14 protein-coding genes and 1 pseudogene are annotated in these 12,712 nt (G+C 69.3%); 7 read left to right on the forward strand and 8 right to left on the reverse strand.

The features are described from left to right. Positions 1-378: 378 nt before the first annotated feature. Positions 379-1,029: a DNA-3-methyladenine glycosylase gene (locus ABT009_RS38730; protein ID WP_351305922.1), complete on the reverse strand. Its 651-nt coding sequence runs from the start codon at positions 1,027-1,029 to the stop codon at positions 379-381. A gap of 200 nt (positions 1,030-1,229) precedes the next feature. On the opposite strand from ABT009_RS38730, the gene ABT009_RS38735 reads away from it, so the two are divergent. From ABT009_RS38735 to ABT009_RS38745, 3 genes are all read left to right on the forward strand, one after another. Next, the gene (locus ABT009_RS38735) at positions 1,230-2,012 is read left to right on the forward strand and encodes a sporulation protein (RefSeq protein ID WP_351305924.1); all 783 of its coding nucleotides are present in this window, start codon (positions 1,230-1,232) and stop codon (positions 2,010-2,012) included. A 39-nt stretch (positions 2,013-2,051) separates the two neighbouring features. Beyond that, on the forward strand, positions 2,052-2,591 hold the full coding sequence (locus ABT009_RS38740; protein ID WP_351305926.1) for a YbhB/YbcL family Raf kinase inhibitor-like protein: 540 nt from the start codon (positions 2,052-2,054) through the stop codon (positions 2,589-2,591). 241 nt (positions 2,592-2,832) lie between these two features. Then, entirely contained in the window at positions 2,833-3,339 is a 507-nt protein-coding gene (locus ABT009_RS38745; protein ID WP_351305927.1) for an HNH endonuclease, read from the forward strand. A gap of 64 nt (positions 3,340-3,403) precedes the next feature. On the opposite strand, the gene ABT009_RS38750 is transcribed toward ABT009_RS38745, so the two are convergent. The 3 genes and pseudogenes from ABT009_RS38750 to ABT009_RS38760 all read right to left on the reverse strand — a co-directional run. Then, entirely contained in the window at positions 3,404-4,357 is a 954-nt protein-coding gene (locus ABT009_RS38750) for an SPFH domain-containing protein (RefSeq protein ID WP_351305929.1), read from the reverse strand. Between the two features lie 174 nt (positions 4,358-4,531). After that, complete coding sequence (locus ABT009_RS38755; RefSeq protein WP_351305931.1) at positions 4,532-4,960, reverse strand: NfeD family protein; 429 nt, start codon at positions 4,958-4,960, stop codon at positions 4,532-4,534. A 374-nt stretch (positions 4,961-5,334) separates the two neighbouring features. After that, a pseudogene (locus ABT009_RS38760) lies at positions 5,335-5,877 on the reverse strand (ABC transporter ATP-binding protein); the annotation flags it as partial. Between the two features lie 103 nt (positions 5,878-5,980). On the opposite strand from ABT009_RS38760, the gene ABT009_RS38765 reads away from it, so the two are divergent. After that, positions 5,981-6,763 carry an Rv1486c family protein gene (locus tag ABT009_RS38765; RefSeq protein ID WP_351305935.1) on the forward strand — a complete coding sequence of 261 codons (783 nt, stop codon included), beginning with the start codon at positions 5,981-5,983 and terminating at the stop codon, positions 6,761-6,763. A gap of 60 nt (positions 6,764-6,823) precedes the next feature. Here the strand turns inward: ABT009_RS38765 and ABT009_RS38770 are convergent, their stop codons facing one another. From ABT009_RS38770 to ABT009_RS38785, 4 genes are all read right to left on the reverse strand, one after another. Then, entirely contained in the window at positions 6,824-7,063 is a 240-nt protein-coding gene (locus ABT009_RS38770) for a chaplin family protein (RefSeq protein ID WP_351305937.1), read from the reverse strand. A 230-nt stretch (positions 7,064-7,293) separates the two neighbouring features. Continuing rightward, positions 7,294-7,539, reverse strand: coding sequence for a chaplin (locus ABT009_RS38775; RefSeq protein ID WP_351305939.1), 246 nt, complete (start codon positions 7,537-7,539; stop codon positions 7,294-7,296). A 218-nt stretch (positions 7,540-7,757) separates the two neighbouring features. Then, on the reverse strand, positions 7,758-8,399 hold the full coding sequence (locus ABT009_RS38780) for a response regulator (protein ID WP_351305941.1): 642 nt from the start codon (positions 8,397-8,399) through the stop codon (positions 7,758-7,760). Next, positions 8,392-9,537, reverse strand: a complete 1,146-nt coding sequence (locus ABT009_RS38785; protein WP_351305942.1) for a GAF domain-containing sensor histidine kinase — start codon at positions 9,535-9,537, stop codon at positions 8,392-8,394. The genes ABT009_RS38780 and ABT009_RS38785 overlap by 8 nt, the downstream gene beginning before the upstream one ends. A 213-nt stretch (positions 9,538-9,750) precedes the next feature. Here ABT009_RS38785 and ABT009_RS38790 point away from each other — a divergent pair, with 213 nt between their 5' ends. From ABT009_RS38790 to ABT009_RS38800, 3 genes are all read left to right on the forward strand, one after another. Next, entirely contained in the window at positions 9,751-10,458 is a 708-nt protein-coding gene (locus tag ABT009_RS38790) for an SDR family NAD(P)-dependent oxidoreductase (RefSeq protein WP_351305944.1), read from the forward strand. Next, positions 10,455-11,564: an S-adenosylmethionine:tRNA ribosyltransferase-isomerase gene (locus ABT009_RS38795; protein ID WP_351305946.1), complete on the forward strand. Its 1,110-nt coding sequence runs from the start codon at positions 10,455-10,457 to the stop codon at positions 11,562-11,564. Before ABT009_RS38790 ends, ABT009_RS38795 begins: the two co-directional genes overlap by 4 nt. Positions 11,565-11,876: 312 nt before the next feature. After that, positions 11,877-12,605, forward strand: coding sequence for a transglycosylase SLT domain-containing protein (locus ABT009_RS38800; RefSeq protein ID WP_351305948.1), 729 nt, complete (start codon positions 11,877-11,879; stop codon positions 12,603-12,605). Positions 12,606-12,712: the final 107 nt, after the last annotated feature.

Genomic DNA, 12,712 nt, shown 5'->3' on the forward strand with positions numbered 1-12,712 from the left:
TATCAGATCTTTCCGATCCGATTTCCTCGGTGCTTTCCAGGTTCTCGCTTTCGCGTTTCCCTTTCCGGCGGTTCCGACTCTATCAGATCCTTTCGGGCCTGATTCCCAGTCGGTGGGGGCATCCCGCAAGCGGGATATTCATGCTGTGTCTTTTCGACCTCGCGGCCTTTCGACATTCACTACGCTAGCCGATTCTCCCGGCTGCTCATAATTGAGCTTCTCGAGTTCAGATTCCGACATGCAAAAGGCACGCGAAATAAGCACCCGCTGATGGGGAGTCCTTGCTGAGTAGTGGGGTTTGACCGCTTCCGGCTGCTGACTGAACGCAGTACCCGGTTCAAGCGGCTCGGGCTACGTTACGCGTCCCCCAGGGGCGAGTCAAGTTCGGCGTCGGCGCGGCGTGTGGGCCCGATACGGGCTGACCGTAGGGTCGTTGGCGATCCAGTAGCGCCAGGGGTGGGCCTCTCCGTCCCCGCCGTCGCCGGCTACCCCGGTGCGGGGACCGTTGCGGACCTGGTCAGGGCTGACGGGCGTACCCGTGAGGATGCTGAGCGGAGCGTCCGGGCCAGCGCATATGTCGCTGCCGTCGAGCGCTCGGCCCACGCCCAGGGCCGTCGCCAGGCGGGCCGGACCCTTGGCCAGTTCCTTGTCGTTGCGGGCCGAGAGTCGTCGTTTGCGGGCGAGGTCGGCGCCCTCCGTGATCTCGCCCGCGCGGAGCAGGACCGCGCTCGCCTTGCCTTCCGGGCCGCACACCAGGTTCATGCAGTGCCACATGCCGTAGGTGAAGTAGACGTACACGTGACCGGGCGGACCGAACATCACGTCGTTGCGGGGAGTACGGCCTCGATACGCATGGGAGCCGGGGTCGTCCATGCCCGCGTACGCCTCGACCTCCGTGAGGCGGAGTTCGATCGGGCCGTCCGGGGTGTTGCGCACGAGGATGCGGCCCAGGAGGTCCGGTGCGACCTGCAGGACGGGGCGGTCGAAGAACTCCCGGCTGAGGGGCGTACGGTCGGGGGCCGTGATCATGGCGTACGAGCGTAGTGCAACCGGTGTGCACGCGCGGGTGGCCATGGGCCCTGCCGCTTGCCAGGGTGATGGCGCGGAACCGGCCGGGGTGCGGTCGCGTTTCTAAAGATCAAGGGATCAGAGGATCAAGGGCCCGAAGATCAAGGAACAGTGATCAGGGAGCGCGTCTGGCTGGCAGGCGCGTCCTGGGGAGGAGAGACATGGGGTTCAAGAGGCTGCTGGCGAGCCTGGGTGCCGGTGGGGCGTCGGTGGAGACCGTCCTGACCGAGGTAAACGTGGTGCCGGGCGGTGTCGTCCAGGGTGAGGTGCGGATCCAGGGCGGGTCCGTCGACCAGGAGATCGAGGGGCTGTCGGTCGGTCTTCAGGCCCGGGTCGAGGTGGAGGGGGGTGACCAGGAGCTCAAGCAGGACATCGAGTTCACCAAGATGCGGCTTGGTGGCGCTTTCTCGCTGCAGGCCAACGCGGTGCACGCGGTGCCGTTCGGGCTTGCGATCCCCTGGGAGACGCCGATCACCAGCTTCGCCGGGCGTCAGCTGCACGGCATGAACATCGGCGTGACGACCGAGCTGCAGATCGCGCGTGCCGTGGACTCCGGTGACCTCGACCCGATCAGCGTGCATCCCCTGCCGGCGCAGCAGGCGATTCTTGACGCCTTCGGGCAGCTCGGCTTCCGGTTCAAGAACGCGGACATGGAGCGCGGTCACATCCGGGGTACGCGGCAGCAGCTGCCGTTCTACCAGGAGATCGAGTTCTTCCCGCCGGAGCAGTACCGCGGGCTGAACCAGGTCGAGTTGAGCTTTGTCGCGGACGACCGTGAGATGGACGTCGTCCTGGAGATGGACAAGAAGCCCGGGCTCTTCAGCGAGGGCAGCGACTCGTACAAGGCGTTCAGGGTCGGTCTGCACGACTTCCAGGGGACCGACTGGGCGGCGTACCTGAACGAGTGGCTGTCCCAGGTCGGCAGCCGTCGCAACTGGTTCTAGGCTCGGGCCGGAGACATCGCCGATCCAGGAGGTACAGACGTGACCGAGCTCAAGAGGCCCCCGCTTCCGCATGACTTCCATCCGCCGGTGCCCTCGTTCACGGTCGTGAGCGACGACGTCGAGCCGGGCGCGGTGCTGAAGGACGCTCAGGTCTACGCGGCCGGGAACACCTCGCCGCATCTGCGGTGGGAGGGTTTCCCGCCGGAGACCAAGAGCTTCGCCGTGACGTGCTTCGACCCGGACGCCCCGACGGGCAGCGGGTTCTGGCACTGGACCGTTTTCGACATCCCGGTCTCCGTGACGGAGTTGCCGGCGGGTGCGGGCAGCGGCAAGTTCGAGGGGCTGCCCGAGGGTGCGGTCCAGGTGCGCAACGACTACGGGACGAAGGACTTCGGGGGCGCCGCGCCGCCGCCCGGGGACCCGGCGCACCGGTATGTGTTCACCGTGTACGCGGTGGACCAGGAGAAGCTAGGTCCGGACTCCGACGCGTCGCCCGCCGTGGTGGGGTTCAATCTGCGCTTCCACACGCTGGCGCGTGCGCAGCTGATCGGTGAGTACGCGTCTCGCGCCGAGGGATAGACGTCCAGAACTCCACCGAGCATCGAACTGTATGTTCATGGAACGTTTGCCCGCCTCTGGTCTTGGAAGTGATCAGAGGCGGGCATTTTTGTTGCCGGGGGTCCCGGGGAGCGGCGGTGGCGTGGTGAGGTCGCAGCCCCTCGGGAGGCACAGATATTGCGTTGTCCATCTCGGCGTGCCCGGCCAGAGTTGATCCCAGCCCGCCAAGGGGGTGGGCCGGTGCGCACGGGAGGTGGGCTGGATGCGGGACACGCTGGTACTGAACGCGAGCTTTGAGCCGCTGTCGACGGTGACGTTGAACCGAGCCGTCGTTCTGGTGCTCCAGGACAAGGCCGTCGTCGAGCAGGCCCACCCCGAACTCCGTATGCGGGCTGCCGCGGTGGACCTTCCCGTGCCACGGGTGATCAGGCTGTGCAGGTATGTGAGGGTGCCCTTTCGAAGACAAGCGCCGTGGTCGAGGCGCGGTGTTCTCGTACGGGACGGGCACAGGTGCGCGTACTGCGGGAGGCGGGCGACGACCGTGGACCACGTGGTGCCGCGGTCGCGGGGTGGCGCGGACTCCTGGCTGAACACGGTGGCCTCGTGCGCGGAGGACAACCACCGCAAGGCGGACCGTACGCCGGAGCAGGCGGGTATGCCGCTGCTGCGGGAGCCGTTCGAGCCGACGCCTGCGGATGCGATGCTGCTGGCGCTCGGGCACGACGACTTGGACGCTCTGCCCGAGTGGATGGCGCAGCCGGCTGCGTGACCGCAGCAGTAAGACGACATGACGGTGCCCCCGCCTCAACTGGAGGCGGGGGCACCGTCATGTCCTAGTCGATGCGCGGCTGCTCGCGGCGGTCGGTGCCGCTGCCGTTGCTTTTGCCGCTCTGGCTGCCCGAACCTCCATTGGCCGGGCCGAAGTTGCCGATGGCGCCCGACAGGCCCTTCAGGGCGTCGCCGATCTCGCTGGGGACGATCCAGAGCTTGTTGGCGTCGCCCTCGGCGATCTTCGGGAGCATCTGGAGGTACTGGTAGGAGAGGAGCTTCTGGTCGGGGTCTCCGGCGTGGATCGCCTCGAAGACCGTACGAACGGCCTGGGCCTCGCCCTCGGCGCGGAGGGCGGCGGCCTTGGCCTCACCCTCGGCGCGCAGGATCGCGGACTGCTTCTCACCCTCGGCGGTGAGGATCTGCGACTGGCGGATGCCTTCGGCGGTGAGGATGGCGGCGCGCTTGTCACGGTCGGCGCGCATCTGCTTCTCCATCGAGTCCTGGATGGAGGTGGGCGGCTCGATCGCCTTGAGTTCGACGCGGTTGACGCGGATGCCCCACTTGCCGGTGGCCTCGTCGAGGACGCCGCGCAGGGCCGCGTTGATCTCCTCACGCGATGTGAGGGTCCGCTCGAGGTCCATGCCACCGATGATGTTGCGGAGGGTGGTGACGGTGAGCTGCTCGATCGCCTGGATGTAGCTCGCCACTTCGTAGGTCGCGGCGCGGGCGTCGGTCACCTGGTAGTAGATGACCGTGTCGATGTTGACGACCAGGTTGTCCTGGGTGATCACCGGCTGGGGCGGGAAGGGTACGACCTGCTCGCGGAGGTCGATGCGGTTGCGGATGGAGTCGATGAACGGGACGACGATGTTCAGTCCCGCGTTCAGCGTTCTCGTGTAGCGGCCGAAGCGCTCGACGATGGCGGCGCTTGCCTGTGGGATGACCTGGATGGTCTTGATCAGGGCGATGAAGACCAGCACCACCAGAATGATCAGGACGATGATGATCGGTTCCATCGTGGCTCCCCGTACCCTTCTTGACTCGTCATTTCCGGTGGATCCCGGGGGTGTTGGGGCACCTCGGGCTCCTGGAGATCTTGCTGGTCGAGTCTGTCAGACAGCCGCCTGCGGCGGGAGGCGTTCGGTCACATGACGTGACATCACCACGAGGTCATGCCCCGGATCACCGCCTCACATGACGACGGCGGTGGCCCCGTCGATGTCCACGACGTCCACTTCCTGGCCCGCCTCGTAGGTCTGCCCGGGGTCCAGGGCGCGTGCCGACCAGACTTCTCCGGCGAGTTTGATACGGCCTCCGGCCCCGTCCACGCGCTCCAGTACGACGGCTTGTCTGCCCTTCAGCGCGTCGACGCCGGTGGCCAGTTGGGGGCGCTGGGCCAAGTGCCTGGCGGCGACCGGGCGTACGACGGCGATCAGGCCGACCGAGACGATGGCGAAAACGAGCACCTGGAGAACGATGCCGCCGTCGAGACTCGCGGTCACGGCGGCGGCGACGGCGCCCACGGCGAGCATGCCGAATTCGGGCATCGCGGTCAGTACGAGCGGAATTCCCAGTGCGGCCGCGCCGATGAGCCACCACACCCACGCATCGATGTCCACATGTTCATGGTAGGACCGCGAGTCCGTCCGCGGACAGGGGCCCTGTCGGGCCGCGCGGCCGGGCGGCCCGGTCAGGGCGGCCGGACGGCCCGGTCGGCAAGTGCGGGTCAGGACAGGGGCAGGCCCTGCGCGGTCCAGCGTTCGCCGTTCCGCTCTACGACCAGGGGGAGGCCGAAGCAGTGGGAGAGGTTGCGGGAGGTGAGTTCCAGCTCCAGCGGGCCCGCTGCGAGGACCTTGCCCTGGCGGATCATGAGGACATGGGTGAAGCCGGGGGCGATCTCCTCGACGTGGTGCGTGACCATGATCATCGAGGGGGCGATCGGGTCCTTGGCCAGGCGGCCGAGGCGGCGTACGAGGTCCTCGCGGCCGCCGAGGTCCAAGCCCGCCGCCGGCTCGTCGAGGAGGAGCAGCTCCGGGTCGGTCATCAGGGCGCGGGCGATCAGGGTGCGCTTGCGCTCGCCCTCGGAGAGGGTGCCGAACTTGCGCTCCAGGTAGTCGCTCATGCCGAGGCGGTCGAGGAAGGCGCGGGCGCGCTGCTCGTCGACGTCCTCGTAGTCCTCGTGCCAGCCGGCGGTCATGCCGTAGGCCGCGGTGAGCACGGTCTGCAGGACGGTCTGGCGCTTGGGGAGCTTCTCGGCCATCGCGATGCCGGCCATGCCGATGCGCGGGCGGAGCTCGAAGACATCGACCTTGCCCAGGGTCTCGCCGAGAATGGTGGCGGTGCCCTGGCTGGGGAAGAGGTAGCTGGACGCGACATTCAGGAGGGTCGTTTTTCCGGCGCCGTTCGGGCCGAGGATCACCCAGCGCTCCCCCTCCTTGACCGACCAGGAGACCTGGTCCACCAGAGCCCGGCCCTCTCGGACCACGGATACGTCCTCCAGCTCCAGTACATCGCTCATGAGCGCACTGTCTCCCATTGCAGTCTCGGCTGTCGCGTGCGCCTGTGGGCGCAGCCCCCAGGGAAAACCTACGCCACCGGTCGGGCGGTCCGGCCGCTAGGCCGGTCCTTAGGCTTGGTGCATGCTCTCGGAACCACGCTCAGGACGGCTGGCCGCATGGGGAAACGCCCTTTTGGCCGGGTTTGCTGCACCGGACGACGCCGCGGACGCCATCGTCGGCGACGATGCGGTCCACCGGGTGGAGGGGCTCCCCGGGGAGTCGTCTCCCGTCGGGCTGACGCTCGCGCTGGGGCGGCTGCGCGCCCTGGGTGCGACGGGCCTGCGGGTCGCGCTGCCCGCGCCCGGGCATCCGCTGGGGCTGAGCGGCCCGCCCGAGTTCAACGCGCGGGCGCTGGAGGCGGAGGAGGCGGTCGTCTGTCAGGGAGCCGCGGTGGGGCTCGTGCCGGAGGTGTACGAGGTGGGGCCTGACGGCGACGTCCATGTGGAGGTCGTCTGGCACTGCCTGCCCGTACGGGAGGCCCCGCCGGCCGATGTGCCGTCGCTCGGTGAGGCCGAACGGGAGCTGGCGGAGGCGCTGCGGGAGGCGACGGCGGTGCTGTCACGACTCGACGTCGCCGCGTCGGGGCCGGTCGCGGAGGCGGCGATCGACGCGTACCGGGCGCGGGCCGAGAGTGGCGGCGAGGTGCTCGCACCGGGCTACCCGCCGAGGGCGGTACGGGTGCTGGAGCTGGCGCAGCGTGTGGGGCTGCTGATCTCGGTGGCGTACGAGAACGGGCACGGCGGGGCCGTGAGCGCGTCAGAGATGGCGGCGCGTGCCGAGGCTCTGCGCCCTGTGGAGCGCACCGCGCGCCGGGCGCAGGTGGCCGCCTACAACGCGTACGTGGAGGAGCGGGAGCGGGGTTAGACGCGGGGAGCCCCGCGAACCCGCTGAGGTTCGCGGGGCCCGAGACCCGAGAGGGGTGCGTCAGCTGTTCGACCCCTGGTTGTCGGAAGTGGAGTTGCCCACGCCGAGCACGTTGATGGTGTTGCCGACGACATTGACGGGGACGTGAACCGGGACCTGAACGAGGTTGCCCGAGACGATGCCAGGCGACCCGCTGACCGAGCCGGTGGCGTTGGCGTCCGCGACCGCGGCGCCTGCGGACGCGCCCGTGGCGATACCGGCGACGGCGACGGCCAGGGCTGCCTTCTTGGCGATATTCATGGGTGGCGTTCCTCCTGCTTAGCGTTCCGACCCCGTATCCACGGGGTCGCATGCACTGGGGAACGGCACCGGTCGGCCCGATGGCACGGGGTGCACGGTCGATGTACCCATAAGGCGCACACATGGGCGCGGATCAGACCAATAAGCAGATCATCTGCTCCCGGGAACGCGGACCGGCCCTCGAGGGAACCCCTCAAGGACCGGTGGTCACCATGGACCTGAGGCGCTTGTCAGCCGTTGAACCCGGAGTTCCCGAAGGCGGGATTCAGGGCACCGACGACGTTCACGGTGTTGCCGACGACGTTCACCGGCACGTGCACCGGCGCCTGGATCAGGTTGCCCGAACCGATACCCGGCGAGTGGCTGGCGCTGCCGCCCGCGTGCGCACCCTCGGTGGCGGAGGCGAGACCGGCACTGGCGGCAACAAGGCCCCCCGCCACCATCGTGACGGCCATGGCCTTCTTCAGGTTCTTCACTTTCTTGGACCCTCCTAGCGATCACTGCGGCCAAGTGCCGCAGCACGCCTGGAGAACGGCCGGGGGATCACGCGGGATACGCCATCAGAGGGACATCTACACGACAGTATGAATCTCATGCCGGAATGGAACCGTCCGCGTCACCGGCTCACCGCATGCCTCACGGGCTCACTGCTCGCGCCGCCGGGGAGGTCAGCAAGGGCGGACGGCCGCGGAGATCAGCCGGTGACCCCGTGCCGTACAGCCCACAGCGCGGCCTGCGTGCGGTCCGCGAGGTCGAGTTTCATCAGGATGTTCGACACGTGCGTCTTGACCGTCTTCTCGGAGAGGACGAGGGCGCGGGCGATCTCCCGGTTGGAGCGCCCGTCCGCGATCAGGCCCAGCACCTCGCGTTCCCGCTCGGTGAGCGAGCCGCCCCGCCCCGGTCCGCTGCCCGTCTCCTCCTGGGACAGCAGGGCACCGGCGACCTCCGGCTGCAGCAGCACATGGCCGGCGTGGACCGAGCGGATGGCTCCGGCGAGCGCGTCCGGGTCGATGTCCTTGTAGACGTATCCGGCGGCGCCCGCGCGGAGGGCGGGGACGACCGTGCGCTGCTCGGTGAAGCTGGTGACGACGAGCACGCGCGCGGGGTTGTCGAGTTCGCGGAGTTTGCGCAGGGCGTCTATGCCGTCCATGCCGGGCATCTTGACGTCCATCAGGACGACGTCCGGCTTGAGTTCCTCGGCTCGGGCGATCCCTTCGGCGCCGTCGGCCGCCTCCCCCACGACCTCGATGTCGTCCTGCACCTCGAGGAAGGTGCGCAGGCCGCGACGGACCACCTGATGGTCGTCGACGAGCAGCACCCTGATCGGTTCAGCCACCGGGGACCTCCATCTCGATCGTGGTGCCCTTGCCGGGCGCCGATTCCACCGTCAGTGTGCCGCCGACGCCGCTTGCCCGGTCGCGCATCGATACGAGGCCCAGATGGCGCCCGGCCCGTCGTACGGCCTTCGGCTCGAAGCCGCTGCCGTCGTCGGCGACCCGGAGCAGCGCGCCGCAGCCGCGCTTGGCGAGGAGGACGTCCACGCGCTGGGCACCGGAGTGGCGCAGCGCGTTGTGGAGGGCTTCCTGGGCGACCCGCAGCATGGCCTCCTCCTGCGCGGCGGGCAGGGCGCGCACTCGGCCGGACTCGAAGGTGACCCGCGCGGAGTGGGCGCGGTCGAGGACCTGGATCTGCGTGCGCAGGGTGGCGACCAGGCCGTCCTCGTCGAGGGCGGCGGGGCGCAGCTCGATGACGGCGGCGCGCAGTTCGTCCGCGGCCTCCGCCGCGAGCGCCGCCACGTGCTGCAGCTCGCCCTTGGCGCGCGACGGATCGCGGTCGACCAGAGCGGTCGCGGCCTGTGCGGTCAGGCGCAGTGAGAAGAGCTTCTGGCTGACGGCGTCGTGCAGCTCGTGGGCGAGGCGGGAGCGCTCCTCGGCGATGGTGAGCTCGCGGCTGCGCTCGTACAGCCGGGCGTTGGTGAGCGCGATGGCGGCGTGCTGGGCGAGGATCGACAGCAGCTCCTCGTCTTCCTCGGTGAAGCCGCAGCCACCTTCGGGCTTGGGGCACCTCTTGTTGGCGAGGAAGAGGGCGCCGATGGTCTCGTCGCCGTCGCGGATGGGCAGGCCGAGGAAGTCCGACATGTCCGGGTGGGCGGCCGGCCAGCCCTCGAAGCGGGGGTCTTTGCGTACGTCGGCGAGGCGCTGGGGCTTCGCCTCGTGCAGCATCGCGGCGAGGATGCCGTGCTGGCGCGGGAGCGGGCCGATGGCCCTCCACTGCGCGTCGCTGACGCCGTCGACCACGAACTGCGCGAAGCCGCCGTGGTCGTCCGGGACGCCGAGCGCCGCGTACTCCGCGTCGAGCAGCTCGCGGGCCGAGGCGACGATCGTCTTGAGGACGTCGCGCACCTCGAGGTGCCTGCTCATGGCCAGCAGCGCGGAGCTCACCGCGTACAGACCGGACCGGGGGCCGTGACTCATGGCTTCACCGTACCGGCGAGGTGTGACACGGAGTATCGGACCTGTGTCGGCAGCCGGCTAGGCCCTCGGGCTTAGGGCGAAGGGCCCTGGCGTTCCCCGGCCCGCGGACGAGGTGCCGCGCACGGCTCCGTTCCTACGTTGAGGACGGCCGGAAGAGCCGGCCGAGGCAGTCGCCGGGAGGGCGGTGCCTGGTGCGACGAGGGGACGGATGTCATGCCGGTGGCGATCGTTACGGGTGCTTCGAGGGGCTTCGGGCGTGCGCTGGGTGCTGCCCTGGCCGAGCGCGGCTGGGACCTCGTACTGAGTGCGCGGTCCGCCGGACCGCTGGAGACGGCGGCGCAGGAGGTGCGCAGGCACGGGACCGAGGTGGTGGCCCTGACGGGGGATGTCACCGACGGCGCGCACCGTGCCGAGCTGGTAGCCGCCGCACGCGGGCTCGGTGGCCTCGATCTGCTCGTGAACAATGCGGGGATCCTGGGTGCGGAGCCGCTGGTACGGCTCGACAGCCATCCGCTGGACGGTTTCCGGGCCGCGCTGGAGACCAATGTGGTGGCGCCTCTGGGGCTGCTGCAGGAAGCACTGCCGCTGCTGCGTACGGCGCCCGCCGGTGCCGTGATCAATCTCAGTTCCGACGCGGCGGTGGAGGCGTACCGCACCTGGGGTGCTTACGGAGCGACGAAGGCGGCCCTGGACCAGCTGTCGGCCGTGCTGGCGGTGGAGGAGCCGGATCTGCGGGTCTGGTGGGTCGATCCGGGCGGGATGCGTACGGACATGCTGGCCGCCGCGGAACCGGACGAGGATCTGTCGGGGACGCCCACGCCCGAGGAGATCGCTCCTGCCTTTCTGCGGCTGCTGGACGAGCGCCCGGCGAGTGGCCGGTACACCGCTCCCTCCCTCGTCGAGACACCCTCGGTGCGATGACAGCCGTGTCTGCACGTTCGGCGGCCGCCGCGATACAGGTGCCCGAGGAGCTGTCGGCGAGGGTGCCGGCCGAGCAGCGCAGGCCCGGGCTCGACCGGGACGCGGTGCGGCTGCTGGTGTCGCGTGGCACAGAGGTGTCGCACCACGACTTCGTGGATCTGCCCCGGCTGCTGCGCGCCGGCGACCTGCTGGTCGTCAACACGTCTCCGACGCTGGCCGCCGCGGTGAACGGCCGGATCGGGCACGCGCGCGTGGTGGTTCATTTCTCGACGCGGGGCGATGACGGCCGGTGGGCCGTGGAACTGCGCGATCCGGACGGCAGGGGCACCACGCGCGCGTGTGCGGGCGGGCCCGCCGGAACGGTGGTGGAGCTGTCCGGGGGCGCGCGCCTCGTATATGAGGAGCCGCTGAGCCCTGGAAGCGGGCGGCTGTGGTGGGCCCGCGTGTCGGGGAAGGCGGTGCCCGCTCTGCTGCGGCGGCACGGCCGGCCCATTCGCTACTCCTATACGGAGCGGGACCAGCCGCTGTCCGCGTATCAGACGGTGTTCGCGCTGCCGTCGGCCGACGGGGCCGGGAGCGCGGAGATGCCGAGCGCCGCCCGGCCCTTCACTGCACGTCTGGTCGTGGAGCTCGTGAGCCGGGGAGTGCAATTCGCACCTGTCACTTTGCACACGGGAGTTGCATCCGCCGAGGTGCACGAACCGCCGTATCCGGAGCGGTTCACCGTGTCGGAAACCTCGGCCCGGCTCATCAATACGGTGCGGCAGGCGGACGGACGGGTCATCGCGGTCGGCACCACGGCCGTGCGCGCGGTGGAGTCCGCGACCGGCCCGGACGGGGTCGTCCGGGCGGCGTCGGGTTGGACGGATCTGGTGGTCACGCCGGAGCGCGGCGTGCGCGTGGTCGACGGTCTGCTGACCGGGCTGCACGAGCCGGAGGCCTCTCACCTGCTGATGCTCGAGGCGATCGCCGGGCGGCGGGCGATCAGCCGTGGTTACGGGGAAGCCCTGCACCACCGCTATCTGTGGCACGAGTTCGGCGACACCCATCTCCTGCTGCCCGAAATGTCCCATCACGGAGAGCACCTCGGCGGCAGCGGTGGGTGAGAAACCTTGGGGTGCCATGTGAGCCCGCGCATAGGGCGCACATCACGTACGAAGGGACCTAGTAGGGGACGAAATCGCCCATCCCTGGCGTAAGAGGGCTTTTAGCTGGCGTAAGACGGGTTTTAGCGCGATCCACCCGTTTCGTGATCCACTACCGCGGATCGTACGTCACACCTTTGCCCCGGGATTTTGCGGCCGCTAAGAATGGCTGCCGTCGCTCGGCGCCGCGGGAGGTTACCCGCGGCGCTTGGTCCGGAAACACGTCCCTACCGGCCGAGAGCGACTCCAGCTACTCGAAGAGGTCCAACCATCATGTCGATTTTTCATGCCAAGTCCGGTGATCGCCGTCTGAAGAAGACCCAGAAGCTCTCCCTCGCCGGTGTTGCCACGCTCGGTGCCGCGGCTGTCGCGTTCACCGTCGTACCTGCCCAGGCCGAGGTCCAGGAGACGCAGGCCGTCGCCGCGGCAGCCCCGGCCGGTCTGGTCTCCACCGGCGCCACCAAGGACATCAAGGCGAGCGTCACCGACCAGCTGGCGAACGCCAACCTGAAGGCCCAGGACGCCGCCGCCCGCCTGAAGGCGCAGCAGGAGGCCGCCGCCAAGCAGAAGGCCGAGGCCGAGGCCAAGGCGGAGGCCCAGCAGGAGCGCAAGGTCGCCCCGGCCGTGAGCCGCTCGACCGAGCGCACCGCGGTGGCCACCCCGGTCGTGGCGAAGAGCTACACCAACAACCTCGACGGCTGGATCCGCGAGTCCCTCGACATCATGAAGAAGAACAAGATCCCGGGCACCTACAACGGGCTGTACCGCAACATCATGCGTGAGTCGTCGGGCAACCCGATGGCCATCAACAACTGGGACATCAACGCCAAGAACGGTGTCCCGTCGAAGGGCCTGCTCCAGGTCATCCAGCCGACGTTCAACGCGTACCACGTCCCGGGTACCTCCTGGAACATCTACGACCCGGTCGCCAACATCACCGCCGCGGCCAACTACGCGGCCCACCGCTACGGGTCGATGGATAACGTCTTCGGCGCGTACTGAGTCTCTTCGGGACCTCTGGGCCTCAGGAAAACGCCGAAGTAACGCCGAAGGGCGGCACCCCCCGCGGGGTGCCGCCCTTCGCGTTGCGCGGCGTGCGGGACCGGGCG

The organism is Streptomyces sp. NPDC002896 (assembly GCF_040295225.1).
GTDB lineage: Bacteria > Actinomycetota > Actinomycetes > Streptomycetales > Streptomycetaceae > Streptomyces.

Coding starts and splice junctions, on each gene's coding strand:
- ABT009_RS38785 (WP_351305942.1), bottom strand. CDS start 9,537: ATGAGTCACGGCCCCCGGTCCGGTCTGTACGCGGTGAGCTCCGCGCTG.
- ABT009_RS38795 (WP_351305946.1), top strand. CDS start 10,455: ATGACAGCCGTGTCTGCACGTTCGGCGGCCGCCGCGATACAGGTGCCC.
- ABT009_RS38730 (WP_351305922.1), bottom strand. CDS start 1,029: ATGATCACGGCCCCCGACCGTACGCCCCTCAGCCGGGAGTTCTTCGAC.
- ABT009_RS38770 (WP_351305937.1), bottom strand. CDS start 7,063: ATGAATATCGCCAAGAAGGCAGCCCTGGCCGTCGCCGTCGCCGGTATC.
- ABT009_RS38790 (WP_351305944.1), top strand. CDS start 9,751: ATGCCGGTGGCGATCGTTACGGGTGCTTCGAGGGGCTTCGGGCGTGCG.
- ABT009_RS38800 (WP_351305948.1), top strand. CDS start 11,877: ATGTCGATTTTTCATGCCAAGTCCGGTGATCGCCGTCTGAAGAAGACC.
- ABT009_RS38735 (WP_351305924.1), top strand. CDS start 1,230: ATGGGGTTCAAGAGGCTGCTGGCGAGCCTGGGTGCCGGTGGGGCGTCG.
- ABT009_RS38745 (WP_351305927.1), top strand. CDS start 2,833: ATGCGGGACACGCTGGTACTGAACGCGAGCTTTGAGCCGCTGTCGACG.
- ABT009_RS38765 (WP_351305935.1), top strand. CDS start 5,981: ATGCTCTCGGAACCACGCTCAGGACGGCTGGCCGCATGGGGAAACGCC.
- ABT009_RS38750 (WP_351305929.1), bottom strand. CDS start 4,357: ATGGAACCGATCATCATCGTCCTGATCATTCTGGTGGTGCTGGTCTTC.